Source organism: Campylobacter massiliensis (genome assembly GCF_014253065.1).
Taxonomy (GTDB): Bacteria; Campylobacterota; Campylobacteria; order Campylobacterales; family Campylobacteraceae; genus Campylobacter_A; species Campylobacter_A massiliensis.
The window spans coordinates 539,375-563,404 of record NZ_JACLZK010000001.1 but is presented as its reverse complement, the minus strand read 5'-3'; the positions used below and the strand labels follow the sequence as shown (position 1 = coordinate 563,404).

The following is a 24,030-nucleotide window of genomic DNA, read 5'->3' as shown; positions in this document are numbered from 1 at the left end:
TATATAATCGCGGGTTAATGTATTAGCGTTAATTTAAAATAAATTACAAAGGATTTCTATGAGAAAAGCAGCAGCGATTAGCTTTTTAGTTTGCGGTTTGTTGTTCGCAAATGACGAATATAACGTATTTGTGGGCAGCTTCGGCGACGACGTAAAAGAAGAAGCGATAGAGAACGCCAGAGCTAGCGTAGAGCGCAAGGTGGGCGACTTTGACGGGGTGGAAAAAGTAGTAAGCGGAACTTTCGGTAAATACCGCGCCGTAGCCGTTAGAACCAAGTCTTTAGATAAAGACAGTATTAAAAATTTAACCGCTAAAATCAAGGCGGCAGGATACGTAGACGCTTATAGCGCAGTCGCTAAAGATTCTGTTTCTTCAGGCGATGAAACGCAAAATTTTGGCGAAAGCAAAGATGCCGCTAAAGCTCCAAAGCCGGGTCTAAGAAAAAAACAAGATTTGACGTTTAAAGAAGCGCCGGAGCCGATGGGAGCTGCCTATCTTGAAAACGGTGCGCAAGAGAGCGGTCAAGTGAGCCTAAATACGGCGGTTAAAAATTTGCTTCTTGAAAACCCGGGCCTAAAAGAGACCGAATATGCCTATATGCAAGTCGGAAAAGACCTAAATATCGCTAATAACGCGTACTATCCGACATTTGATATCGGCGGAACTTACGGCTACAGAAAAGAAAAAATAGATAACGGCATAACCGTACAAAAAGGTAGCGGCAAAAGGCTTACGGCAAATGCGACGCTAACGGAAAATTTATACAACGGCGGAGCCGATAAAAATAGAATGATCTCTCAAAGCCATAGGATGGATGCTGCCGCTTACAGCGTAGCGCAAAAAGCCGACAGACTTACGCTTGAGTTTGCAAACGCATATATCACCGTGCTTCAAACTAAAGAGTTGCTAGAGATCGCACAATCAAACGTAAAAACTCACGAGGAAATTTACTCTCAAATCAAAGATAGAACAAGCTCGGGCTTTGCTAGGGGCTCTGAGGAGAGACAGGCCGGCTCTCGCCTCACGCTAGCTCAGGCAAATTTGATCTCTCGCGAAAACAACTACAACGACGCTCTAAGCACCTTTGAGAAACTTTACGGTAAAGGAATCGCGGCGGAAAATTTGGTCGCTCCAAGCTTTGAGTTGCCGCTACCGGGAAGCGAAAGCGCGGTATATAACATCGCTATGAAATGTAACCCGAGCGTTCTTTTGCAAGATGCAAACATAAAAATGAATCAATCGGTCGTTAATGAGAAAAACGCTGCTTTTAGACCGAAGGTGGATCTCGAAGCCAGCGCAAATCACGAGAGAAACGATGTATTTTACGACGATTATAAAGATACCTCTTACGACGTTTTGCTAAGATTAAAATATAATCTTTACAACAAAAACTCAGACAAGCTAGAGAAAGAAAAGGCCGTCCTAGCCGTTACCGAGTCATCTCACGGGCTTGAGAGAGTAAAAAGAGAGCTTTCAGAGAGTCTAAAATTTTCATGGCAGACTTACGTGCTAAATCAAAAAAGGCTTGAGTATCTAAACGAGCACGTAAAATACGCAAAAGAGACGCTTGATGCGTATAGGGACGAGTTTAGGATCGGCAGACGCGATCTTATAAATTTGCTTGACGCCGAGAGCGAATACAACAACGCTTTGGTTGAGATCGTAAATACTCAAAAAGAGCTTTTATACGCTAAATTTAGGCTTCTTGATAATATGGGCATGATCACCGATAGCTTCGAGCCTGGATTTGCTAAAAAATATATCCAAGGCGCGTGCTCGATAGCCGAGGATCTAAGATAGTCTTAGACTAAAATTTAGATAAATTTTATGAAATTTGGCATAAGCGCGGGCAAATACAGGAGGGCGTTTTTAGCGAGCGCCCTTTTTGTGTTCGCGATTTTTGCGGGAGGCGAGTTTATAAAAGCCTCCACCTACGACAAGATCGCTAAAGTTTACGGCCAAAACGCCAAAAAAAGAGTGGTTGCCTTAAACGAGCTCATGGTGAGCTTAAAGGACGCCACGGAGCAAGAAAAGCTCGTAAAAGTAAATGATTTTTTTAACCGCTTACAGTGGAAAGACGACAGGGAAGTTTGGGGACAAAAAGACTACTGGGCTACGAGAATGGAGTTTTTGGGCAAGGGCGCCGGGGATTGCGAGGATTTCGTTACGGCGAAGTACTTCACCCTAAAGCAGCTCGGCGTTTCCACGCAAAAGCTTTATTTCACTTACGTAAAGGCGCTTGATTACAACCAAGCGCACATGGTTTTATCTTATTATGATAGCCCAAAGTCCATACCGCTAGTTTTAGACAATATCAACCCAAACATCAAAATAGCTACGCAAAGAAAAGATTTAGCGCCCGTTTATAGTTTTAACGGCGATTCGCTATTTTTATCAAAACAAGAAGGCTTGGGGCAGGCCATCCCCGGCGGAAACAAAAAACAAAATCCAAAATGGCTAAATTTAGTCGACAGAATGAAAGAGGACGGATAGATGACGCTTTTAAAACAAATAATGCTGGCGATAATTTCCTTTATGTTGGTTATTTTCGTAGCCGTCGGGATTTTAAATTTTACGACGACGAACGACTATATTTCCGCTCAGCTAGGCACTAACGCCAAGCACACGGCAAATTCGCTAGGTCTTGCCATAGCGTCGGTAGCAAATCCAAATGATTTATCCGGCATTGAAACGATGATAAATTCGGTATTTGACAGCGGATACTACTCGATGATAAAGCTAGCCGGAGTAGACGGCGAGACGCTGATAGAAAACTCGCAGCCTCTAGTGGTAAATAGCGTTCCCGAGTGGTTCGTAAAAAACGTAAAACTAGAAGCTCCGGTGGCGCAAAGCGAGATAATGCTCGGCTGGAGTAAATTCGGCACTATTTACGTGCAAAGCAACACCGGTATCGCTTATTACGAGCTTTACAACATAGTTAAAAAAGTTTTTTTTGTACTTTTCGTGATGTCGCTATCGGCTCTGCTTATTAGCTATTTTGGCGTAAAGATAATTTTTATCCCGCTCAAAAAGGTTCAAAAGCAAGCCGAGGCCATACTGCAAAATAGTTTTATTTTGCAGGAAAAAATTCCTTTTACGCTAGATATTAGGCAGGTCGTCCTTGCGATGAACGTGATGATAACGCGCGTTAAGGACGTGTTTGAGCAAAGCGCCAAGACGCTAAGCAAATATGAAGAGCTACTTTATAAAGACGAAGAAACCGTACTTTTTAACAGAAGATATTTGCAAAATAACTTTAAAGATTACATCTCGAGCGAGGAGTATTCAAGCGGCGCCGCATCGATGATAACTTGCAAAGATTTGCGAGATCTAAAACAAGAGATCGGCTTTAATGCGCAGCAAAAGCTTATAAAAACCATCGCGTCTATAATATCCCAAAACGCCATAGGTATGCTGAGGGCTAGGCTAAACGACGATGACTTTATGATCGTAGCCGCAAATTTAACTACGCAAAACGTCAAAGCCATAACCGATAAAATTTTACTAACGATACAAGAAGAATTTATCAAATTTAACGTAGATATGGACAAGCATCCGGTCTTTGCCGCGATCGTGCCTTACGGACCGAAAACTCCGCTAAAAGACGTGCTCATAACGGCCGACATCACGCTAGCAAGAGCTAAAGAGGGCTCAAATTTCTCCTCCCTGATCTATAAGAGCGACAAAGAGATCATGCTAGGAAAAGAGGAGTATAAAGAGCTCATCGAAACCTCTCTTAAAAACCGTATGTTTAAATTTGCGGGACAAAAAGTGGCGTCAAATTTTGCTGAGATAGCGCACTGCGAGCTGTTTATCAGGCTCGTCGACGGCGATGGTAGATGGCAGACGGCGAGCTACTTTATGCCGATGGTAAACGAGCTAAAGATGGCGGTAGATATCGACCTTTACGTTTTAAACAAATTTGCCGATATGCTAAGAGACGGTAAGCTTAAAACTATGCAATACGCGCTAAATTTGGGCAAGGATATCTTAAACTCTACTCAGCACTTTACCGAGCTTGAAAATGCGCTCAAAAAGATAAGACGATACGCGCCCGCTAAAATTTTCATCGAGATCCCGAACAAAGACGACATCGACGTGGCGGTTCTTGACGGACTTCACCAGAGATTGCGCGCTCTTGGTTTTGGCTTTGGACTAGATCACTTCGGATTTGACGCGAAAAGTATCGAAAGGCTTAATGCCGTTAGTCCTGATTACGTCAAAATCCCGGTGGCAAATTTAATAGACTTTTTAGGCGAGAGAACGTCCGAGCAAAGAAGCTCGTTTGAAGCGATGATGAGAAGCAAGGGCGTAAAAATCATAGCCATGGGCGTAGAAAACGAAGAGCAAGAAAAGAGACTGCATACCCTAGAAATCGACTATTTGCAGGGTATTTTCATATCTCAAATAGAAAATATCGGATAAAAAATGCAAGAAAAGAAAAACGACGAACTGCTTGATTGTTTGGTGATATTTACCAAGCTGCACAACAACCCATACACCGCCGATGCGCTGGTGGCCGGGCTACCGACGAACGAAAACGAAGATATCGAGCTTTTTTCGCTTAGTGGCTCGAAATCGCTTTTTACCAGAGCGGCGGCTAGAGCGGGGTTTGTTTCAAGTTTGGTAAATAAACGGGTCGAGGATATCTCGCCCTTGGTGCTGCCTTGCATCCTGCTTTTGCGCGGCAAAAAGGCTTGTATATTAGAGAGTTTTGAAGGCAAAACGCACGCTAAAATCATAACTCCCGATATGCCAAACGGCTCAAATTTGATAGAAATCGAAAAGCTAAAAGAGGAGTATCTGGGCTATAGCTACCTGCTAAAGCGCGAATTTATCCCCGAGGATAACAAGCCGAATTTGATAGATACCAAAACTAGCCACTGGTTTTGGGGTACGCTAAAGCGCTCGAGAAAAATTTACATCGACGTTATCGTAGCTAGTATAGTGATAAATTTATTCGTTTTAGCCAGTCCGCTTTTTACGATGAACGTTTACGACCGAGTCGTGCCGAATAACGCCGTAGAGACGCTTTGGGTGCTAGCTCTTGGCGTGGGCGTGGTTTATCTTATCGATCTGTTTTTAAAATTTATACGCACGTATTTTTTAGACGTCGCTGGCAAGAAAAGCGACATCATCATGAGCTCGTTACTTTTTGAGCGCGTGATGGATATAAAGCTCTCCGTTAAGCCAAAATCGGTCGGCTCGTTTGCTAATAACCTTCGCGAATTCGACACGGTTAGAAATTTTTTCACTTCAAGCACTTTGGCCGTTCTCATCGACCTTCCGTTTGCGATTCTGTTTTTGCTGATTACTTATTTTATCGCGAGCTATTTGGTGGTTGTGCCGCTGTTTTTTATGGCGGCCGTGCTTTGCTACACGCTTTTTATTAAAAATCCGCTCCAAACCAGCATAAAAAGTACTTTTGAGGCTAGCGCGAAGAAAAACGGAATTTTGATCGAGACACTAAACGGCCTTGAGACGATAAAAACCATGGGCGCGACCGGAAACGTACAGTGGAACTGGGAAGAGGCCACCGGCGAGATAGCAAACAAAAGCATAAAATCAAAGCTAATCTCGGCGTCGATAAATACGGTTACGTCGTTTTTCGTGCAGTTAAATACGGTCGGAATCATCGTCTTTGGCGTCTATATGATACAAGACACTAAGCTCACGATGGGCGGACTCATCGCGGCCGTGATGCTTAGCTCGCGCGCTATCGCTCCGATGGGGCAGTTTGCGAGCCTGCTGGCAAACTACGAGCAGACGAAAACCGCCTACGAAAGCCTAAAAAAGATAATGGAGATGCCCGTCGAGCGTCCAGAGGGTAAAAAATTCGTCCGCAGAAATACCTTTAACGGCAAGATCGAGTTTAAAAACGTATGCTTTACTTATCCTGAAAGCACCAAAGCCTCGCTAGATAGGGTAAATTTTACTATAAACGCAGGCGAAAAGGTGGGCATCATCGGCAGAAACGGCTCTGGAAAAACAACTATCGAAAAGCTTATTTTGGGGCTTTATTCGCCGACTGAGGGCTCGATCCTGATAGACGGCATCGATATAAATCAAATCGATCCGGCCGACTTGCGCCGAAATATCGGCTACGTCCCGCAAGACGTGGTTTTATTTAAAGGCACGGTAAGAGGCAACATCGTCTACAAAGCCCCGCACGTCGATGATATGCAGATTATCCGCGCGGCAAAGGTTAGCGGCGTAGACGAATACGTAGACGCGCATCCGCTAGGCTTTGATATGCCGGTACATGAACGTGGCGAGGGCATAAGCGGCGGACAGCGCCAAGCTATCGCCGTAGCGCGCGCATTTTTGCTGGATAGTCCGATTATATTGCTCGACGAGCCGACTAATTCCCTTGATAGCAGCGTGGAAAATAAGCTAAAAAACAATCTCAAATTTAACACGAAAGATAAAACTATGCTGCTTATCACGCACAAAACGTCTCTGCTCGAGCTAGTAGATAGACTCATCGTCGTCGATAACGGCAAGATATTGCTAGATGGGCCGAGAGATGAAATTTTAGCTAAGCTTGGCGGAAAGTAGCGAGCATGGATAAGAAAAATTTAGAAATACAAGAAAATATCGGGCAAAATTTAGAAGCTTCGACTCAAAATATAAAAAAGATCATCCAGTCTAAAAACTACGACGCAAACGATCTTCGCTTTATGTCGAGCTTGTCGGAGGCGGTGCTGGCTAAGGCGCCGTCGGGATCTAGGAAAATTTTATACATCGTCGCCATAACCGTTTTTTGGCTAGTGGTTTGGGCGTCGTTTGCGCAGATAGACGAGATCACCCGCGGCAACGGCAAGATAATCCCGTCCGGCAAAAATCAGATCGTGCAAAATTTAGAAGGCGGCATAATCGAGGAAATTTACGTCCGCGCGGGCGATGAAGTAAAGAAAAATCAAATTTTGTTAAAAATCGACGACAAGAGCTTTTCTAGCGTCTACGGCGAGTCCAAATTTAGACTAAACGAGCTTCAGGCAAAATACTTGCGCCTTTACGCCGAGTCAAACGACGAGGAATTTGATGCTAAAGAGACGGGAGATAAGGACTACGACCGATTCGTCGGATTTGAAAAGAGTCTTTACGATACGAACAAAGCAAGGCTAAGGGAGCAAATCGGCATCCTAGAGGAGCAAATAAAACAGCGCCAAAGCGAGCTAAGGGAGCTTGAGAGCAAGATCGACCAGACTCAAAGCAGCTACAATCTACTACAAAAAGAGAAGCAGATAACCGAGCCGTTATTTAGAAAAGGGCTTGTGAGCGAGGTTGAGTACTTGCAACTCCAAAGACGCGTAAACGATCTAAGGGGCGAGCTAAGCGCAGCGAAACTCTCTATCCCTAGAGTACAGTCCACGATAAAAGAGGTGGAAAATAAAATAACCGAAGCCAAGCTTGCCTTTCAAAATAGCGCAAAGAAAGAATTTAACGAAGTTTCGGCTGAAATTTCTAGGCTAAATGAAAGCCAGGTAAATTTGAGCGACAAAGTAGAAAGAACGCTCGTACGCTCGCCGGTGGACGGCATAGTGAGCAAACTGATGGTAAATACCGTCTCTGGCGTCATAAAGCCCGGCATGGATATCGCCGAGATCGTCCCTGTCGAGGATAGCTTGATAGCCGAGGTAAAGGTAAAGCCTGCGGACGTGGCGTTTTTGCGACAAGGACTAAAAGCGATGGTTAAGCTTACCGCTTACGACTTTGCGATATACGGCGGACTAGAGGGCGAAGTGACGCAAATTTCGGCCGACACGGAAACAAACGAAAAAACTGGCGAGAGCTACTATCTAGTCAGGATAACGACCGAGAAAAACTACCTAGGAAGCGAAGATAGACCGCTTCGCATCAAGGTGGGCATGATAGCTAGCGCCGACATTATAACCGGTAAAAAAACGGTACTTGATTATTTACTAAAACCGATATTAAAAGCTAAACAAAACGCTTTGAGAGAACGATAGGAGCGCGGATATGAGAATTTTGGCGTATTCAGGAAATGCAGCCGTAATAAACGAAATAAAAGATAAGCTGGTCGGACGCGACGTCGTGGTCACGCAGGAAAAAGATAAATTTTTAGAGCTTGCTTACGATAAGAACCACGACGTAGTTTGCGTGGATATTTGGGATGCCGACAAAGAAGCAAGAGAGCTTTTGAGCGCTGAGGAGGGCATTAAAATTTTGATACTTTCTCATGAGCCTAAATTTAACGAAGGTAGAGAGTTTTTGCACCTTGGTGCAAAGGGCTATGCAAACGCGCGTATGCTTGAGGTGCATTTTCAAGATGCACTCGAAGCGATCAAAAGGGGCGAGGTTTGGCTCTATCCGGAATTTATACAAAATATGATACAAATGATGACGAAGGAAATTTTGCCATCAAATTCGTCAAATTTACTAGAAAAGCTAACAAGTAAGGAAAAAGAGATAGCGGAACTAGTCTATAAAGGGCTAACAAATCAAGAAATCGCTGAGATTTTGCAAATAACCGTAAGGACGGTAAAAGCGCATGTAGGCACTATTTTTGAAAAAACGGGAGCGAAAGATAGGATAAATTTGATTTTATTGATGCAAAAAATGGAATAATTTTCTTAAAAACCTTGACTTTGAAAAGAAATTGGGCTATAATCCAACTTTCATAAATCAGGATGCTGGTGTAGCTCAGTTGGTAGAGCTACTGCCTTGTAAGCAGTGGGTCGGCGGTTCAAGTCCGTTCACCAGCTCCATTTCATAACAGTGTTTGACCAGAAATACCATTGCAAAGCATTTATTTTTAAAATAGGGTGAGATACTCAAGTGGCCAACGAGGGCAGACTGTAAATCTGCTGACTATGTCTTCCGTGGTTCGAATCCACGTCTCACCACCATGCTACGCGCGGGAGTAGCTCAGTTGGCTAGAGCATCAGCCTTCCAAGCTGAGGGTCGCGGGTTCGAGCCCCGTTTCCCGCTCCAGATTTTGGAACTAAACTGGGAGCTGTAAGATGATAAAAATATTAAATTTTATACATTTTCTACGGCACACCTTTTTAATTTCATTTAGTTGTTTATGCTTTTCAAAAATTCTCTAACGCCAAGCGTTTATAGCGCTCATATGGCTCAGAGGTAGAGCACTTCCTTGGTAAGGAAGAGGTCGCGGGTTCAAGTCCCGCTATGAGCTCCACGGATTTTAGAGAAGTAAAATTAAGCATAAATTTGAATTGCAAATATCATTACGGAGGAAGAGATGGCAAAAGAAAAATTTTCACGTAACAAGCCACACGTAAACATCGGTACTATCGGTCACGTTGACCATGGTAAAACAACTTTGACAGCTGCAATTTCTGCTGTTCTTTCAAGAAAAGGTCTTGCTGAGTTAAAAGACTATGATAATATCGACAATGCTCCAGAGGAAAAAGAGCGCGGTATTACCATCGCTACTTCTCACATCGAGTACGAGACTGAAAATCGCCACTATGCTCACGTTGACTGCCCAGGCCACGCCGACTATGTTAAAAACATGATTACCGGTGCGGCTCAAATGGACGGTGCTATCCTGGTTGTTTCTGCTGCTGACGGCCCAATGCCTCAAACCAGAGAGCACATCTTGCTATCTCGCCAAGTAGGCGTTCCATATATCGTTGTTTTCATGAACAAAGCTGATATGGTTGACGATGCTGAGCTTCTTGAACTAGTTGAGATGGAAATTCGCGAGCTTCTAAACGAGTACGACTTCCCTGGTGACGATACTCCAATCGTAGCAGGCTCGGCTCTACAAGCTCTTAATGAGGCTAAGGCTGGAACAGACGGCGAATGGTCTGCAAAGGTTCTTGAGCTTATGGCTAGAGTTGATGAGTATATTCCAACTCCAGTACGCGCAACAGATAAAGATTTCTTGATGCCTATTGAGGACGTTTTCTCTATTTCTGGTCGCGGTACGGTTGTTACCGGTAGAATTGAAAAAGGTGTGGTAAAAGTCGGCGATACCATCGAAATCGTAGGTATTAGACCAACTCAAACTACTACAGTTACCGGCGTCGAGATGTTTAGAAAAGAAATGGACCAAGGTGAAGCAGGCGATAACGTAGGCGTTCTTCTAAGAGGCACAAAAAAAGAAGATGTTGAGCGCGGTATGGTTCTTTGCAAACCTAAATCAATTACTCCTCACACTAAATTTGAGGGCGAAGTTTATATTTTAACAAAAGAAGAAGGTGGACGCCACACTCCATTCTTTAATAACTATAGACCGCAATTCTATGTAAGAACGACTGATGTTACAGGTTCTATCACTCTTCCAGAAGGAACAGAGATGGTTATGCCTGGTGACAACTTAAAGATAACTGTTGAGCTTATTGCGCCAGTTGCTCTTGAAGAGGGAACTCGCTTTGCGATCCGCGAAGGCGGCAGAACTGTTGGTTCAGGCGTTGTTTCTAAGATTCTAGCATAAACTAATTTGTAATTTTTAGCGGAGATTCTTCTCCGCTTTTTTGAAGGGAATTTATGGCAAAAGGTAATAGAATAAAAGTCGGTCTTAAATGTTCTGAATCAGGTGATATAAATTACACTACAGTAAAAAACAGCAAGACAACAACTGAAAAATTAGAACTAAAAAAATATTGCCCAAGATTAAAAAAACATACTGTTCATAAAGAAGTTAAGTTAAAGAGCTAAGGCTTTCTAGGGCAATAGCTCCAACGGTAGAGCGCTGGATTCCAAATCCAATGGTTGGGGGTTCGAATCCCTCTTGCCCTGCCATCAAAAGGTTAAAAATGGAAAAAATAATAAATTATATAAAGCTTTCTCGCGCTGAGATTGGAAAGGTAATTTTTCCCGTCAAAGAGCAAATAAGAAATGCTTTTATAACAGTTTTTGCCGTAGTGGCTATTGTTTCGCTCTTTTTAGCTCTTGTTGATGCAATTATGTCTTTTTCTCTTTCAAAGCTGATTTAAGGTTGAATTATGGCACATAAATGGTATGCAATTCAAACTTATGCCGGTAGTGAAATGAGTGTAAAAAGAGCTATTGAAAATCTGGTTAGAGATAATCACATTGAAGAACAACTAAAAGAGATAATAGTTCCTACTGAAGATGTAATAGAAATCAAAAACGGTAAGAAAAAAATAAACGAAAGAAGTCTTTATCCGGGATATGCTTTTGCGCATCTTGATTTGGATACAGCTCTTTGGCACAAAATTCAGTCTCTTCCTAAGGTCGGTAGATTTATAGGCGAGGCAAAAAAACCTACGCCGTTAAGCGAAAAAGATATAAATTTAATTTTAGAAAAAGTCCAAAAGCGAGCTGCTCCTAAACCAAAAATTTTCTTTGATAATGGAGAAAATGTTCGTATTACAGAAGGACCTTTCGCGAATTTTACCGGTATAGTAGAAGAGTACGATATGATACATGGAAAACTAAGACTAAATGTTTCGATATTTGGCAGAAGTACTCCAGTTGAGATTTTATATTCACAAGTCGAGAAGATAGTATAAGGAGAAGTTTATGGCTAAAAAAGTTATAGGCGAAATTAAATTACATATTGCTGCCGCAAAAGCAAACCCAAGCCCTCCGGTAGGTCCGGCACTTGGTCAGCAAGGCGTTAATATTATGGAATTTTGTAAAGCATTTAACGAAAGAACAAAAGATATGGCTGGCTTTAGGGTTCCAGTTGTTATTACTGTTTATGCAGATAGAAGCTTTACATTTATCACAAAACAGCCGCCTGCTACGGATTTGATTAAAAAAGCTGCAGGCATAGAAAAAGGTTCGGATAATCCGTTAAAAAACAAAGTAGCTAAGCTTACAAAAGCTCAGGTGCTTGAAATAGTTGAGAAAAAAATTGCCGACTTAAATACTAAAGATAGAGAGCAAGCAGCTAAAATTATTGCTGGCTCAGCTCGTTCAATAGGAATTACGGTAGTAGATTAATCCTTTTACCACATAAGGATTTTTTTAAAGTTAAATTTATAAACACGCGTTAATATTTTATGACGCGTGTGTTTTAAATTTGGCAATGTGGAAGCATAAAATTTAAAAATGCGGAGAAATTAATGTCAAAAAAAACTACAAAAAGATTTGGTAAGCTACTTGAAAAAGTTGATACCACTAAAACTTACTCTTTAGCAGAAGCTATCGATACTGTAAAATTACTAAAAAGCGCTAAATTTGACGAAACAGTCGAAATAGCATTAAAACTTAACGTCGATCCAAGACATGCAGATCAAATGGTTAGAGGCTCAGTTGTCCTTCCTGCGGGAACCGGCAAAACCGTTCGCGTAGCAGTTATAGCAAAGGATGCGAAAGCCGACGAAGCAAAAGCTGCCGGTGCTGATATAGTCGGTAGCGATGAACTTGTCGAAGATATCCAAAAGGGAATTATGAATTTTGACGTTCTTATTGCCACTCCAAATTTAATGGGCTTGGTTGGTAAAGTAGGACGAATTTTGGGGCCAAAAGGTCTTATGCCAAACCCAAAAACAGGCACTGTTACTATGGATGTAGCTCAGGCGGTTAATAACGCAAAAAGTGGTCAAGTTAATTTCCGCGTAGATAAGCAAGGAAATATACACGCCGGCCTTGGTAAAGTTAGCTTTTCAAAAGAGCAGTTAAACGATAATATTTCAACCCTTATCAAGGCAGTAAATAGACAAAAACCTGCGGCAGCAAAAGGTAGATATATTAAGAGCGCCGCTTTATCATTAACTATGAGCCCTTCTGTTCTGCTTGAGACTCAAGAGCTTATGGATCTACGCTAATTTTTAGCTAATAAATTTTTATCTTAGATTGGAGATAGCAGAGGCTTTTGCTTAATCGTGCTTTTATGCCGCTCTGCTTGAAATCACTAGTCGGAAAGGAGAAAAACTAGATGACGAGAAACGAAAAATCTGAAATAATCAGCAAACTTGAAGCCGAATTTAAAGAAAATGAAGCGATTATAGTTTGCGATTATCGCGGTCTTAGCACTAAAAAGCTAGAGGCTTTGAGAGATGCGGCTAGAATTTTAAACGTAAAAGTTCAAATCGTAAAAAATACTCTTGCAAACATCGCTCTTAATAATATCGAAAAATCCGGTATGGTTTTGAAAGATACGAATATATTTATCTGGGGCGATCAGCTTTCAGCTACTAAAGTTGCGGCTAAATTTGAAGAAACAAATAGCGAGCTATTTAAAATCAAAACCGCTCATATCGATGGCGAGGTTGCAAGCGTCGAGAAGGTCAAGGCTCTATCTAAGATGCCTAGCCGTGATGAGTTGCTTGCGATGCTTTTGCAAGTTTGGAACGCGCCTATCCAAAATTTCACTATTGGACTAAATGCGCTTAAAGAAAAAAAAGAAAAATCAGCATAATATAAAAGGATAAAAAATGGCAATTACTAAAGAGGACGTATTAGAATTTATCTCTAATCTTTCAGTATTAGAGCTAAGCGAACTAGTAAAAGAATTTGAAGAGAAATTCGGCGTAAGCGCTGCTCCGGTAATGGTAGCAGGCGGCGCAGCAGCAGGCGGCGCAGCCGATGCGGCTGAAGAGAAAACAGAATTTAACGTTGTTCTAGTCGACGGCGGCGACAAGAAAATTAACGTTATTAAAGTTGTTCGCGCTCTTACAGGCCTTGGCCTCAAAGAGGCTAAAGACGCAGTTGAGCAAACTCCTTCTGTTATCAAAGAGGGCGTTAGCAAAGACGAGGCTGAAGCAGCTAAAAAAGAGCTTGAAGAAGCTGGCGCTAAAGTCGAACTTAAATAATTTCACTTATTTTTACAAAGGAGGCGACGCCTCCTTATTTAATTTTTACAAAGATGCCGCAGACGTGCGGTTATTTACTTTCTTTCAAACTTATACCATGAGGTAGAATATGCTAAATAGTTTATACTCAGGAAATCGTCTTAGAGTTGATTTTTCAAATGTTACCAAAGAGATTGATGTTCCTAACCTGCTACAATTACAAAAAAAGAGTTTTGACCAGTTTTTAAACGTAGATAAAAATCAAGGCGAAAGCGGTATAGAAAAAGTTTTCAAATCAATATTTCCTATACATGATCCGCAAAACCGCTTAAGCTTGGAATACGTAAGCTCTGAAATCGGAAAACCAAAATATACGATCAGAGAGTGCATGGAGCGCGGGCTTACTTATTCTGTAAATTTAAAAATGAAAATAAGGTTGATCGTTCACGAAAGAGATGAAAAAACAGGTGAGAAGATCGGCATAAAAGATATAAAAGAGCAAGAAATTTTCGTTCGCGAAATTCCTTTGATGACGGATAGAATTTCGTTTATTATTAACGGCGTCGAGCGCGTCGTGGTTAATCAGCTTCACAGAAGTCCCGGCGTTATCTTTAAAGAAGAAGAAAGCCCGACGGTCGTAAATAAGCTTATTTATACGGCTCAAATCATTCCTGATCGCGGTAGCTGGCTATATTTTGAGTACGACACAAAAGACGTACTTTACGTACGTATAAACAAGCGCAGAAAAGTACCTGTAACTATCCTATTCAGAGCGCTTGGATACAAAAAACAAGATATTATTAAACTATTTTATCCGATACAAACGCTAACGATAAAAAATAACAAATTTTTGACTCCGTTTAATCCGGATGACTATCAGGGTAGAGTCGAATACGACATAAAAGACGAAGAGGGCAACGTTTTGCACGAGGCCGGCAAAAGACTAACCAAGAAAAAGGCCGACAAGATTATTGCCGACGGCGTCAAATTTGTCGAGTATCCGACTGAAATTTTGGTAAATAGGTTTTTGGCTCACCCGGTTATTGACAAAAACAGCGGCGAGGTGCTTTATGATACTCTTGCACAGCTTGATGAAAATAAATTGGTTAAAATTTTGGCTGATCAAGAGAGTATCGAGATAGCAAACGACCTAGCTGCAGGCGTGGATGATGCGATCATAAATTCGTTTATCGCCGATAACGAGACGCTAAAACTACTACGTCAAACCGAAAACGTCGACGATGAAAACGATCTTGCAGCAATAAGAATTTATAAAGTTATGCGTCCAGGCGAACCGGTTGTTAAAGACGCTGCTCGCGCTTTCGTAAACGATCTATTTTTTAACCCTGAAAGATATGATTTGACGGGTGTCGGTCGTATGAAAATGAACCACAAGCTAGCGCTTGAGGTGCCTGAATACGTAACGGTTTTGACCAATGAAGACATTATAAAAACGGCAAAATATTTGATAAAGGTCAAAAACGGGCAAGGACATATTGACGATCGCGATCATCTCGGCAACCGTCGTATACGCTCTATCGGCGAGCTTTTGGCAAACGAGCTTCACCTGGGCTTTGTAAAAATGCAAAAGGCTATCAGGGATAAATTTACGACACTGGGTAATACCGAAGAGATTATGCCTTACGATTTGGTTAATCCAAAAATGATAACCACGACGATAATGGAATTTTTCACCGGCGGTCAGTTGAGCCAGTTTATGGATCAGACCAACCCGCTTAGCGAAGTTACTCATAAACGCAGACTTTCGGCACTTGGCGAAGGTGGTCTTGTTAAAGATAGAGCCGGCTTTGAGGTGCGCGACGTTCACCCGACTCACTACGGTAGAATTTGTCCGGTAGAGACTCCGGAGGGTCAAAATATCGGTCTTATCAACACCCTTTCTACTTATGCAAAGGTAAATAATCTAGGCTTTGTTGAAGCTCCGTATAAAAAAGTCGTAGATGGCAAGGTAACCGATGAGATCGTTTATCTAACGGCGACTCAAGAGGAAAATTTGGTCATCGCTCCAGCTTCGACGGTGCTTGACGAGAGCGGCTATATAGTAGAGGATTTGATCGAAGCTAGACAAGACGGCGAGATGATACTAGCTAAACGCGAGGACGTTAAACTCATCGACCTTTGCTCCGGCATGATAGCTGGAGTTGCGGCATCGCTTATTCCGTTTTTGGAACACGACGACGCAAACCGCGCCCTAATGGGATCAAACATGCAACGCCAAGCGGTACCGCTACTTCGCTCATCCGCTCCTATCGTAGGTACGGGTATGGAGAGCACCGTAGCTCGCGACGCATGGGAGGCGATCAAGGCCAGACGCGCGGGAGTGGTTGAAAAGGTGGACAATAAAAATATCTTTATCCTCGGCGAAGACGAGGCTGGTCCGTATATCGATCACTACTCTATGGAGAAAAATTTAAGAACCAACCAAAATACGACCTTTTCTCAGCATCCTATCGTTAAAAAAGGTGAAAGCGTAGCGGCTGGACAGATCATAGCCGACGGTCCGTCTATGGAGCGCGGCGAGCTGGCTATCGGTAAAAACGCCCTTATAGCTTTCATGCCGTGGAACGGTTATAACTACGAGGACGCGATAGTAATTAGCGAAAAAATGATCCGAGAGGATGCATTTACGAGCGTGCACATTTACGAAAAAGAGATCGAAGCGCGCGAGCTAAAAGACGGCGTTGAGGAGATTACTAAAGACATCCCGAATATCAAAGAGGAAGATCTGCTTCATCTTGATGATAGCGGTATAATAAAAATCGGCACGCAGGTAAAACCCGGCATGATTCTAGTCGGTAAGGTTTCTCCAAAAGGCGAGGTTAAGCCGACGCCTGAGGAGCGCTTGCTTCGCGCGATTTTTGGAGAAAAAGCCGGTCACGTGGTAAATAAATCCCTTTACGCGACGGCCTCTATGGAAGGCGTCGTCGTAGACGTTAAAATTTTTACTAAAAAAGGCCACGAAAAAGATAATCGCTCAAATAAAGTTTATGAAGAAGAAAAAGCGGCTTTTGAAAAAGAACACCATGATAGACTCTTGATGCTAGACCGCGAAGAGATGCTAAAAGTGGGCGCTCTGCTTTGCAAAACGCCTTTAAGCTCGGCTCAAACTATCGGTAAAAAAACCTATAAAAAAGGCGAAAAGATCGATAAAGAGGAGTTTGAAAACATCAACCGCTTTACTCTAAGCGCGATCGTTAAAGGCTTTTCAAAAGACGTTCAAAAATCATACGATGACATAAAAAATCATTTCCAAAACGAGAAGAAAAAGCTCAAAGAAGAGCATGACGCGAAGATGGAAATTTTAGAAAAAGACGACATCTTGCCAAGCGGCGTAGTTAAGCTCGTCAAAGTCTACATTGCGACCAAGCGCAAGCTAAAAGTAGGCGATAAGATGGCGGGCCGCCACGGAAACAAAGGTATCGTCTCAAACATCGTCCCAGAAGTCGATATGCCGTATCTACCGAGCGGTCAGCCGGTCGATATCGTGTTAAATCCGTTAGGCGTTCCTAGTCGTATGAATATCGGTCAAATTTTAGAAAGCCACTTGGGGCTTGTCGGCTACCGCTTGGGCGAGCAGATAAATCAAATTTTCCAAGAGAAAAAAGGCGAGTGGATAAAAGAGCTACGAGCTAAAATGATCGAGATAGCTTCGGCATCTAAATTTATGGATGCTAAAAAGACTCTAGGCAAAATGAGCGAAGAGCAGCTTTTGGATTACGCTAGAGATTGGGCTAACGGCGTCAAATTTGCCACGCCTATATTTGAGGGCGTAAGGGTTGATGAGCTAATGAAACTATTTGAGCTAGCTAAGATCGATATGGACGGCAAGACCGAGCTTTACGACGGACGCACGGGCTCAAAGATCAAAGAACGCGTAAACGTCGGATGTATGTATATGCTAAAGCTTCACCACCTAGTCGACGAAAAAGTCCACGCTAGAAGTACGGGACCGTACAGCCTTGTTACTCAGCAGCCGGTCGGCGGTAAGGCGCTATTTGGCGGACAAAGATTCGGAGAGATGGAGGTTTGGGCGCTTGAGGCATACGGCGCGGCTCATACGCTTCGCGAGATGCTAACGGTCAAATCAGACGACGTCGAGGGACGCTTGTCTGCGTATAAAGCCCTAACTAGAGGCGAGAATGTGCCTGAAACTGGTATTCCTGAGACATTTTTCGTTCTAACAAACGAGCTAAAATCATTGGCGCTTGATGTCGAGATATACGATGAGGATGAAAATAATGAGTGAGTTAAAACCTATTGAGATAAAAGAAGAACGCAGACCGCGCGATTTTGAAGCGTTTCAGCTTCGTTTGGCTAGCCCTGAGAGGATAAAGTCATGGAGCCATGGCGAGGTTAAAAAACCCGAAACCATAAACTACCGCACGCTAAAACCTGAGCGCGACGGTCTATTTTGCGCTAAGATTTTCGGTCCGATCCGCGACTACGAGTGCCTTTGCGGTAAGTATAAAAAAATGCGTTACAAAGGCATCAAGTGCGAAAAATGCGGCGTCGAGGTAACTAGCTCAAAGGTGCGCCGCTCTAGAATGGGCCACATCGAGCTCGTGACTCCGGTTGCGCATATCTGGTACGTAAATTCGCTCCCAAGCCGCATAGGAACGCTACTTGGCATAAAGATGAAAGATCTTGAGCGCGTGCTTTACTACGAGGCGTATATCGTCGAGAGCGTAGGCGACGCCTTTTACGATACCGAAAGTAGCAAAAAGGTAGAAATTTTCGACGTTTTAAACGAAGAGCAATATGTCTCTTTGGCTTCTCGCTTTGAAGAGAGCGGATTTAGAGCTAGGATGGGCGGCGAAGTTATCCGCGATTTACTAGCAAATATCGATTTGGTCGAGCTTTTAAATACCCTAAAAGATGAGATCAGCGCGACAAATTCTGAAGCCAAGAAAAAAACCATAGTAAAAAGACTAAAAGTCGTTGAGAGCTTTTTAAATTCCGGTAACCGTCCTGAGTGGATGATGATTACGAATTTGCCGGTCCTTCCACCGGATCTTCGCCCGCTTGTCAGCCTTGACGGCGGCAAATTTGCGGTTTCTGACGTAAATGATTTGTATCGCCGCGTTATAAATAGAAACGCGCGTTTAAAACGCCTTATGGAGCTTGACGCGCCTGAGATTATTATAAGAAACGAAAAGCGTATGCTTCAAGAATCCGTCGATGCGTTATTTGACAACGGACGACGCGCAAATGCTGTAAAAGGCGCAAACAAACGCCCTCTAAAATCGCTTTCTGAGATCATTAAAGGTAAGCAAGGTCGCTTCCGCCAAAATTTGCTCGGTAAGCGCGTGGATTTTTCCGGTCGTTCCGTTATCGTCGTCGGACCAAAACTACGCATGGATCAGTGCGGACTACCGAAAAGAATGGCTCTTGAGCTGTTTAAGCCGCATTTGCTAGCTCGCCTCGAGGAGAAGGGCTATGCTACGACGGTAAAACAAGCTAAGAAAATGATCGAGGATAAGACGAACGAGGTTTGGGAGTGCCTAGAGGAGGTCGTTAAAGATCACCCGGTCATGCTAAACCGCGCTCCGACGCTTCACAAACTATCTATCCAGGCGTTTCACCCGGTGCTTGTCGAAGGCAAGGCTATCCAGCTACATCCACTAGTTTGCGCCGCATTTAACGCGGACTTCGACGGCGACCAGATGGCCGTTCACGTTCCGCTATCTCAGGAAGCTATCGCAGAGTGCAAAATTTTGATGCTTAGCTCGATGAATATCTTGCTTCCTGCAAGCGGTAAGGCTATCACGGTTCCTAGCCAGGATATGGTTTTGGGAATTTACTACCTAAGCCTAGAAAAGACCGATAGCAAGGGAGCGAACAAAATTTTCGCATCCGTAGATGAAGTAATGATTGCCGAGGAAGCGCACTGCCTAGAAGTGCACTCGAAAATCAAAACGATGATCGACGGCAAGACGCTGTTTACGACTGCGGGTCGCTTGATCATTCGCTCGATTCTGCCTGATTTTGTTCCTGAAAATATGTGGAACAGGGTTATGAAGAAAAAAGATATCGCAAATTTGGTTGATTACGTTTATAAAAACGGCGGCCTTGAGGTAACGGCGGGATTTTTGGATAAGCTCAAAAATTTGGGCTTCCGCTATGCGACAAAAGCCGGCATCTCGATCTCTATTGCTGACATCATCGTGCCTGACAGCAAACAAAAATATATCAACGAAGCCAAGAAAAAAGTCCGCGAGATACAAAATCAGTACGGCGCGGGCTTGTTAACAGACTCCGAGAGATACAATAAAATCATTGACATTTGGACAGATACGAATAACGTCGTCGCGGGTGAGATGATGAAGCTTATCCAGGGGGACAAGGGCGGGTTTAACTCGATTTATATGATGGCCGATAGCGGCGCGAGAGGTTCTGCGGCGCAAATTCGCCAGCTAGCCGGTATGCGCGGTCTTATGGCGAAGCCTGATGGCTCGATCATCGAGACGCCGATCATATCAAACTTCCGCGAAGGTCTAAACGTTCTTGAGTACTTTAACTCAACCCACGGTGCCAGAAAAGGTCTTGCGGATACCGCGCTAAAAACGGCGAATGCCGGATACCTAACCAGGAAGCTAATCGACGTCGCGCAAAACGTGAAAGTCACTATGCACGACTGCGGTACTCACGAGGGCGTTGAGATCACCGAGATCACCGATAACGGCGAGCTTATCGAGAGCTTGGAAGAGAGAATTTTAGGCCGAGTGCTAGCCGACGACGTGATCGATCCGATAGCAAACGAGGTGCTATTTAGCGAAGGTACGCTAATAGACGAAGAAAAAGCCAAAGCGATAACCGAAGCGGGTATAAAATCGGTAAGCATCAGGACTCCAATAACTTGTAAAGCCGCAAAAGGCGTTTGCGCGAAATGCTACGGCGTGAATTTGGGCGAAGGAAAGCTGGTAAAACCGGGCGAAGCCGTCGGCATCATCTCGGCTCAGTCTATCGGCGAACCTGGCACTCAGCTAACGCTAAGAACCTTCCACATCGGCGGTACGGCATCGACTGAGCAGCAAGACTACCAAGTCGTCGCGCAAAAAGAGGGCTTTATAAGATACTACAATCTAAACGTTTACGAAAACGGCGGCAAGAGAATCGTAGCAAATCGCAGAAACTCGGCCGTCTTGCTCGTCGAGCCTAAGATCAAAGCTCCGTTTGACGGAAAGATCGAGATCGAGATCGCTCACGAGGACGTAAACATCATCGTAAAAGGTAAAAAAGAAGAGGTAAAATATACTCTAAGAAGAGGCGATCTGGCCAAACCTAACGAGCTAGCTGGCGTTAGCGGTAAGGTTGAGGGTAAAATTTACATCCCTTATGCCGATGGCGACATTGTTAAAGAGAATGAAAGTATCGCAGAAGTCATCAAAGAGGGCTGGAACGTACCGAAACGTATCCCGTTTGCTAGCGAGATAAAGGTAGAAGACGGCGAGCCGATCGCTAAGAAAATCCTTGCGGGCGCAAACGGCGTGCTTAAATTTTATATCCTAAAGGGCGATTATTTAGAGCGCTTAAGAAATATCAAAAAGGGTCACGTCGTAACTGAAAAAGGATTATTTGTCGTAGTTGCCGATGAGGACGACAGAGAAGCGGTTCGCTACTATATCCCGCGAAACTCTATCATCAAAGCAAACGATAGCGACATCGTGGATAGCAAAGCGGTCATCTCTGAGCCTGAGAGCCAAGAAAAAACCGTCATAGCAGAGTGGGATCCGTACTCTACGCCGATCATCGCCGAGGCTGCAGGTAGAGTGACATATGAGGATATCGAGCCTGGTTATAGCGCCGCAGAGCAGTATGACGAGGCGACCGGCCAGAGCCGTTTGGTTATCAACGAGTATCTGCCTTCTGGCATCAAGCCTACGATCGTGATCAGTACCGATGAAGGCAAAATGATCCGCTATCAGCTAGAGCCAAAAACCGCGATATTCGTAGCCAACGACGAAGTAGTGAAGCAAGCCGACATCCTGGCCAAGACGCCTAAAGCCGTCGCGAAGTCGAAAGACATCACGGGCGGTTTGCCGCGCGTTTCCGAGCTATTTGAGGCTAGACGTCCGAAAAATACGGCTATCATCGCTGAAATCGACGGCACCGTAAGGTTTGAAAAGCCGCTTCGATCTAAAGAGCGCATCGTGATCGAGGCTGACGACGGCGCAACTGCCGAGTATTTGATAGACAAAACTCGTCAAATTCAAGTTCGCGACGGCGAATTTATCCATGCGGGCGAAAAACTAACCGACGGTTTAATTTCCAGCCATGACGTTTTAAGGGTTCTGGGCGAAAAGGCATTACATTACTATTTGATTAGCGAAATCCAACAAGTTTATCGCTCTCAGGGCGTCGCAATTGCGGACAAACACATTGAGATTATCGTTTCTCAGATGCTTCGTCAAGTAAAAATCGTAGATAGCGGCGATACGAATTTCATTACCGGAGATATGATTTCTCGCGCTAGATTTAAAGAAGAGAACGAAAGAATTATGAAAATAGGCGGACAACCAGCGATTGCCGAACCTATTTTGCTAGGCGTTACTCGCGCGGCTATCGGAAGCGACAGCGTAATCTCTGCCGCATCGTTCCAAGAGACGACCAAGGTTCTAACCGAGGCTTCTATCGCAGCCAAGATCGACCACCTCGAGGATTTAAAAGAAAACGTCATTCTGGGACGCATGATCCCTGTCGGAACGGGTCTTTATCAAGATCAAAAGATCAAGCTAAAACAAAACTAAAATTTAACTCCGCAAGCCTCGCCAAATTCGGCGGGGCTTAAATTTGCCTCGCTTTAAAACTAATCAGATAAAATCCATCCTTTAAATTTGAAAATTCGGAGTAAAAATGAAAAATTTCGATTTGGGAATTTTATTTGCGAGGCTAGGGCTTGGCGTCTGCCTTTTTATGCACGGCTTTGCAAAAATTTTATACGGCATAGGCGGCGTAAAAAGTATTTTAACAAAAGCCGGCTTATCTGAGATTGTGGCTTACGGCTCCTATATAGGCGAGGTTGTTGCGCCGCTAATGATAATTCTAGGGATATTTTCAAGGATCGGAGCATTGCTCGTTATCGGTACGAGCCTAACGATAATGTACGCCTACCACGGACTTGGAAATTTACTTGAGCTTACAAACGTCGGCGGCTTTAAGGCCGAAATTTTATATCTTTACATCGCTTTATCGCTTTGCATTATCTTTAGCGGAAGCGGAAAGTACGCGATTAGAAAAGATTAGCAGGATAAAACTCGGCCTTAAAGATGAAATTTACCTTATATTAAGGCAAATTTAAATAAAATCAAGTCTTTTTAATAAATTTAGTCGAAAGGAATTACTGTGCCAACCATTAATCAATTGGTCAGAAAAGAGCGCAAGAAAGTGACTTTTAAGTCAAAATCTCCAGCGCTAAAAGAGTGTCCTCAAAGAAGAGGAGTTTGCACCAGGGTCTATACTACGACTCCTAAAAAACCAAACTCGGCTTTGAGAAAAGTTGCCAAAGTGAGGCTTACAAGCGGATTTGAAGTGATCAGCTATATCGGCGGTGAAGGCCACAACCTACAAGAACACAGCATCGTGCTAGTGCGCGGCGGTCGTGTTAAGGATTTACCGGGCGTTAAATACCACATCGTACGCGGCGCTCTTGATACGGCAGGCGTTGCGAAAAGAACCGTTTCTCGCTCAAAATACGGCGCTAAACGTCCAAAACCTGGTCAAGCGGCAGCCGCAGCAGGTAAAAAGAAATAAAAATTTAGGTTCGCAGACCATGCCATTAGCGGCATAGGTTTGAGTAAAATTTATAAAATTTGAAGGAATAATCAAATGAGAAGAAGAAAAGCTCCCGTCAGGGAAGTAATGCCGGATCCAATTTACGGCAATAAGGTAATCACTAAATTTATTAACTCTCTTATGTACGACGGCAAAAAAAGCGTCGCTACCGAGATCATGTACGGCGCTATCAAAGCTATCGAGAAAAAAAGCGGCGACGTAAAAGGTATAGATGTATTTAACGATGCTATCGAAAACATTAAACCTCTTATGGAGGTTAAATCTCGTCGCGTCGGCGGCGCTACCTACCAAGTACCGGTAGAGGTTCGCCCGGCTCGCCAACAAGCTCTTGCTATCCGCTGGATCATCGGTTTTGCTAGAAAAAGAAGCGAAAGAACCATGATCGATAAGCTAGCTAACGAGCTACTTGATGCGGCAAATTCAAAAGGCGCGTCTTTCAAGAAGAAGGAAGACACCTACAAAATGGCAGAAGCTAACAAAGCGTTTGCTCACTACCGCTGGTAAGAGGAGGCTAGT

At 43.6% G+C, this 24,030-nt stretch carries 19 protein-coding genes and 5 tRNA genes; all 24 read left to right on the top strand.

Annotated features, from left to right (window positions below):
* The first annotated feature begins 58 nt into the window (after window positions 1-58).
* The 24 genes from H7R39_RS02655 to rpsG all read left to right on the top strand — a co-directional run bounded on the left by H7R39_RS02655 (window position 59) and on the right by rpsG (window position 24,018).
* Window positions 59-1,801 carry a TolC family protein gene (locus H7R39_RS02655; protein ID WP_185897845.1) on the top strand — a complete coding sequence of 581 codons (1,743 nt, stop codon included), beginning with the start codon at window positions 59-61 and terminating at the stop codon, window positions 1,799-1,801.
* Window positions 1,802-1,828: 27 nt separating this feature from the next.
* Window positions 1,829-2,494 carry a transglutaminase-like cysteine peptidase gene (locus H7R39_RS02650; protein ID WP_004322117.1) on the top strand — a complete coding sequence of 222 codons (666 nt, stop codon included), beginning with the start codon at window positions 1,829-1,831 and terminating at the stop codon, window positions 2,492-2,494.
* Window positions 2,495-4,426: a bifunctional diguanylate cyclase/phosphodiesterase gene (locus tag H7R39_RS02645; protein ID WP_185897844.1), complete on the top strand. Its 1,932-nt coding sequence runs from the start codon at window positions 2,495-2,497 to the stop codon at window positions 4,424-4,426.
* A 3-nt stretch (window positions 4,427-4,429) separates the two neighbouring features.
* Complete coding sequence (locus H7R39_RS02640; protein WP_122861855.1) at window positions 4,430-6,559, top strand: type I secretion system permease/ATPase; 2,130 nt, start codon at window positions 4,430-4,432, stop codon at window positions 6,557-6,559.
* Between the two features lie 5 nt (window positions 6,560-6,564).
* On the top strand, window positions 6,565-7,974 hold the full coding sequence (locus tag H7R39_RS02635) for an HlyD family type I secretion periplasmic adaptor subunit (protein WP_122861856.1): 1,410 nt from the start codon (window positions 6,565-6,567) through the stop codon (window positions 7,972-7,974).
* A 10-nt stretch (window positions 7,975-7,984) separates the two neighbouring features.
* On the top strand, window positions 7,985-8,593 hold the full coding sequence (locus H7R39_RS02630) for a response regulator transcription factor (RefSeq protein ID WP_185897843.1): 609 nt from the start codon (window positions 7,985-7,987) through the stop codon (window positions 8,591-8,593).
* A gap of 64 nt (window positions 8,594-8,657) precedes the next feature.
* Window positions 8,658-8,733 (top strand) — tRNA-Thr (locus tag H7R39_RS02625).
* Between the two features lie 56 nt (window positions 8,734-8,789).
* Window positions 8,790-8,874: transfer RNA gene (locus H7R39_RS02620), tRNA-Tyr, on the top strand.
* Between the two features lie 8 nt (window positions 8,875-8,882).
* Window positions 8,883-8,959: transfer RNA gene (locus H7R39_RS02615), tRNA-Gly, on the top strand.
* Between the two features lie 133 nt (window positions 8,960-9,092).
* Window positions 9,093-9,167: transfer RNA gene (locus H7R39_RS02610), tRNA-Thr, on the top strand.
* 63 nt (window positions 9,168-9,230) lie between these two features.
* A complete protein-coding gene (gene tuf, locus H7R39_RS02605) occupies window positions 9,231-10,430 on the top strand; it encodes an elongation factor Tu (protein WP_002947618.1) in 1,200 nt (399 codons plus the stop codon).
* Between the two features lie 53 nt (window positions 10,431-10,483).
* The gene (gene rpmG / locus H7R39_RS02600) at window positions 10,484-10,654 is read left to right on the top strand and encodes a 50S ribosomal protein L33 (RefSeq protein WP_004322121.1); all 171 of its coding nucleotides are present in this window, start codon (window positions 10,484-10,486) and stop codon (window positions 10,652-10,654) included.
* A gap of 8 nt (window positions 10,655-10,662) precedes the next feature.
* A tRNA-Trp gene (locus H7R39_RS02595) sits at window positions 10,663-10,738 on the top strand.
* A gap of 14 nt (window positions 10,739-10,752) precedes the next feature.
* Window positions 10,753-10,932 carry a preprotein translocase subunit SecE gene (secE, locus tag H7R39_RS02590; protein ID WP_185897842.1) on the top strand — a complete coding sequence of 60 codons (180 nt, stop codon included), beginning with the start codon at window positions 10,753-10,755 and terminating at the stop codon, window positions 10,930-10,932.
* A 6-nt stretch (window positions 10,933-10,938) separates the two neighbouring features.
* Complete coding sequence (nusG, locus tag H7R39_RS02585) at window positions 10,939-11,472, top strand: transcription termination/antitermination protein NusG (RefSeq protein WP_100067254.1); 534 nt, start codon at window positions 10,939-10,941, stop codon at window positions 11,470-11,472.
* 10 nt (window positions 11,473-11,482) lie between these two features.
* Window positions 11,483-11,908, top strand: coding sequence for a 50S ribosomal protein L11 (gene rplK, locus H7R39_RS02580; protein WP_004322124.1), 426 nt, complete (start codon window positions 11,483-11,485; stop codon window positions 11,906-11,908).
* A gap of 122 nt (window positions 11,909-12,030) precedes the next feature.
* The gene (gene rplA, locus H7R39_RS02575; protein ID WP_185897841.1) at window positions 12,031-12,735 is read left to right on the top strand and encodes a 50S ribosomal protein L1; all 705 of its coding nucleotides are present in this window, start codon (window positions 12,031-12,033) and stop codon (window positions 12,733-12,735) included.
* 110 nt (window positions 12,736-12,845) lie between these two features.
* Entirely contained in the window at window positions 12,846-13,328 is a 483-nt protein-coding gene (gene rplJ / locus H7R39_RS02570) for a 50S ribosomal protein L10 (RefSeq protein ID WP_185897840.1), read from the top strand.
* A gap of 16 nt (window positions 13,329-13,344) precedes the next feature.
* The gene (gene rplL, locus H7R39_RS02565) at window positions 13,345-13,722 is read left to right on the top strand and encodes a 50S ribosomal protein L7/L12 (RefSeq protein WP_002947609.1); all 378 of its coding nucleotides are present in this window, start codon (window positions 13,345-13,347) and stop codon (window positions 13,720-13,722) included.
* A 109-nt stretch (window positions 13,723-13,831) separates the two neighbouring features.
* Window positions 13,832-17,968, top strand: coding sequence for a DNA-directed RNA polymerase subunit beta (gene rpoB, locus H7R39_RS02560; protein ID WP_185897839.1), 4,137 nt, complete (start codon window positions 13,832-13,834; stop codon window positions 17,966-17,968).
* Entirely contained in the window at window positions 17,961-22,469 is a 4,509-nt protein-coding gene (gene rpoC / locus H7R39_RS02555) for a DNA-directed RNA polymerase subunit beta' (protein ID WP_185897838.1), read from the top strand. The genes rpoB and rpoC overlap by 8 nt, the downstream gene beginning before the upstream one ends.
* Window positions 22,470-22,575: 106 nt before the next feature.
* Entirely contained in the window at window positions 22,576-22,965 is a 390-nt protein-coding gene (locus H7R39_RS02550; RefSeq protein ID WP_185897837.1) for a DoxX family protein, read from the top strand.
* Between the two features lie 99 nt (window positions 22,966-23,064).
* Complete coding sequence (gene rpsL / locus H7R39_RS02545) at window positions 23,065-23,472, top strand: 30S ribosomal protein S12 (protein ID WP_004322129.1); 408 nt, start codon at window positions 23,065-23,067, stop codon at window positions 23,470-23,472.
* 75 nt (window positions 23,473-23,547) lie between these two features.
* A complete protein-coding gene (gene rpsG, locus H7R39_RS02540; RefSeq protein WP_002947591.1) occupies window positions 23,548-24,018 on the top strand; it encodes a 30S ribosomal protein S7 in 471 nt (156 codons plus the stop codon).
* Window positions 24,019-24,030 lie beyond the last annotated feature (12 nt).

Coding starts and splice junctions, on each gene's coding strand:
- H7R39_RS02655 (WP_185897845.1), top strand. CDS start 59: ATGAGAAAAGCAGCAGCGATTAGCTTTTTAGTTTGCGGTTTGTTGTTC.
- H7R39_RS02650 (WP_004322117.1), top strand. CDS start 1,829: ATGAAATTTGGCATAAGCGCGGGCAAATACAGGAGGGCGTTTTTAGCG.
- H7R39_RS02645 (WP_185897844.1), top strand. CDS start 2,495: ATGACGCTTTTAAAACAAATAATGCTGGCGATAATTTCCTTTATGTTG.
- H7R39_RS02640 (WP_122861855.1), top strand. CDS start 4,430: ATGCAAGAAAAGAAAAACGACGAACTGCTTGATTGTTTGGTGATATTT.
- H7R39_RS02635 (WP_122861856.1), top strand. CDS start 6,565: ATGGATAAGAAAAATTTAGAAATACAAGAAAATATCGGGCAAAATTTA.
- H7R39_RS02630 (WP_185897843.1), top strand. CDS start 7,985: ATGAGAATTTTGGCGTATTCAGGAAATGCAGCCGTAATAAACGAAATA.
- tuf (WP_002947618.1), top strand. CDS start 9,231: ATGGCAAAAGAAAAATTTTCACGTAACAAGCCACACGTAAACATCGGT.
- rpmG (WP_004322121.1), top strand. CDS start 10,484: ATGGCAAAAGGTAATAGAATAAAAGTCGGTCTTAAATGTTCTGAATCA.
- secE (WP_185897842.1), top strand. CDS start 10,753: ATGGAAAAAATAATAAATTATATAAAGCTTTCTCGCGCTGAGATTGGA.
- rplK (WP_004322124.1), top strand. CDS start 11,483: ATGGCTAAAAAAGTTATAGGCGAAATTAAATTACATATTGCTGCCGCA.
- rplA (WP_185897841.1), top strand. CDS start 12,031: ATGTCAAAAAAAACTACAAAAAGATTTGGTAAGCTACTTGAAAAAGTT.
- rplJ (WP_185897840.1), top strand. CDS start 12,846: ATGACGAGAAACGAAAAATCTGAAATAATCAGCAAACTTGAAGCCGAA.
- rplL (WP_002947609.1), top strand. CDS start 13,345: ATGGCAATTACTAAAGAGGACGTATTAGAATTTATCTCTAATCTTTCA.
- rpoB (WP_185897839.1), top strand. CDS start 13,832: ATGCTAAATAGTTTATACTCAGGAAATCGTCTTAGAGTTGATTTTTCA.
- rpoC (WP_185897838.1), top strand. CDS start 17,961: ATGAGTGAGTTAAAACCTATTGAGATAAAAGAAGAACGCAGACCGCGC.
- H7R39_RS02550 (WP_185897837.1), top strand. CDS start 22,576: ATGAAAAATTTCGATTTGGGAATTTTATTTGCGAGGCTAGGGCTTGGC.
- rpsG (WP_002947591.1), top strand. CDS start 23,548: ATGAGAAGAAGAAAAGCTCCCGTCAGGGAAGTAATGCCGGATCCAATT.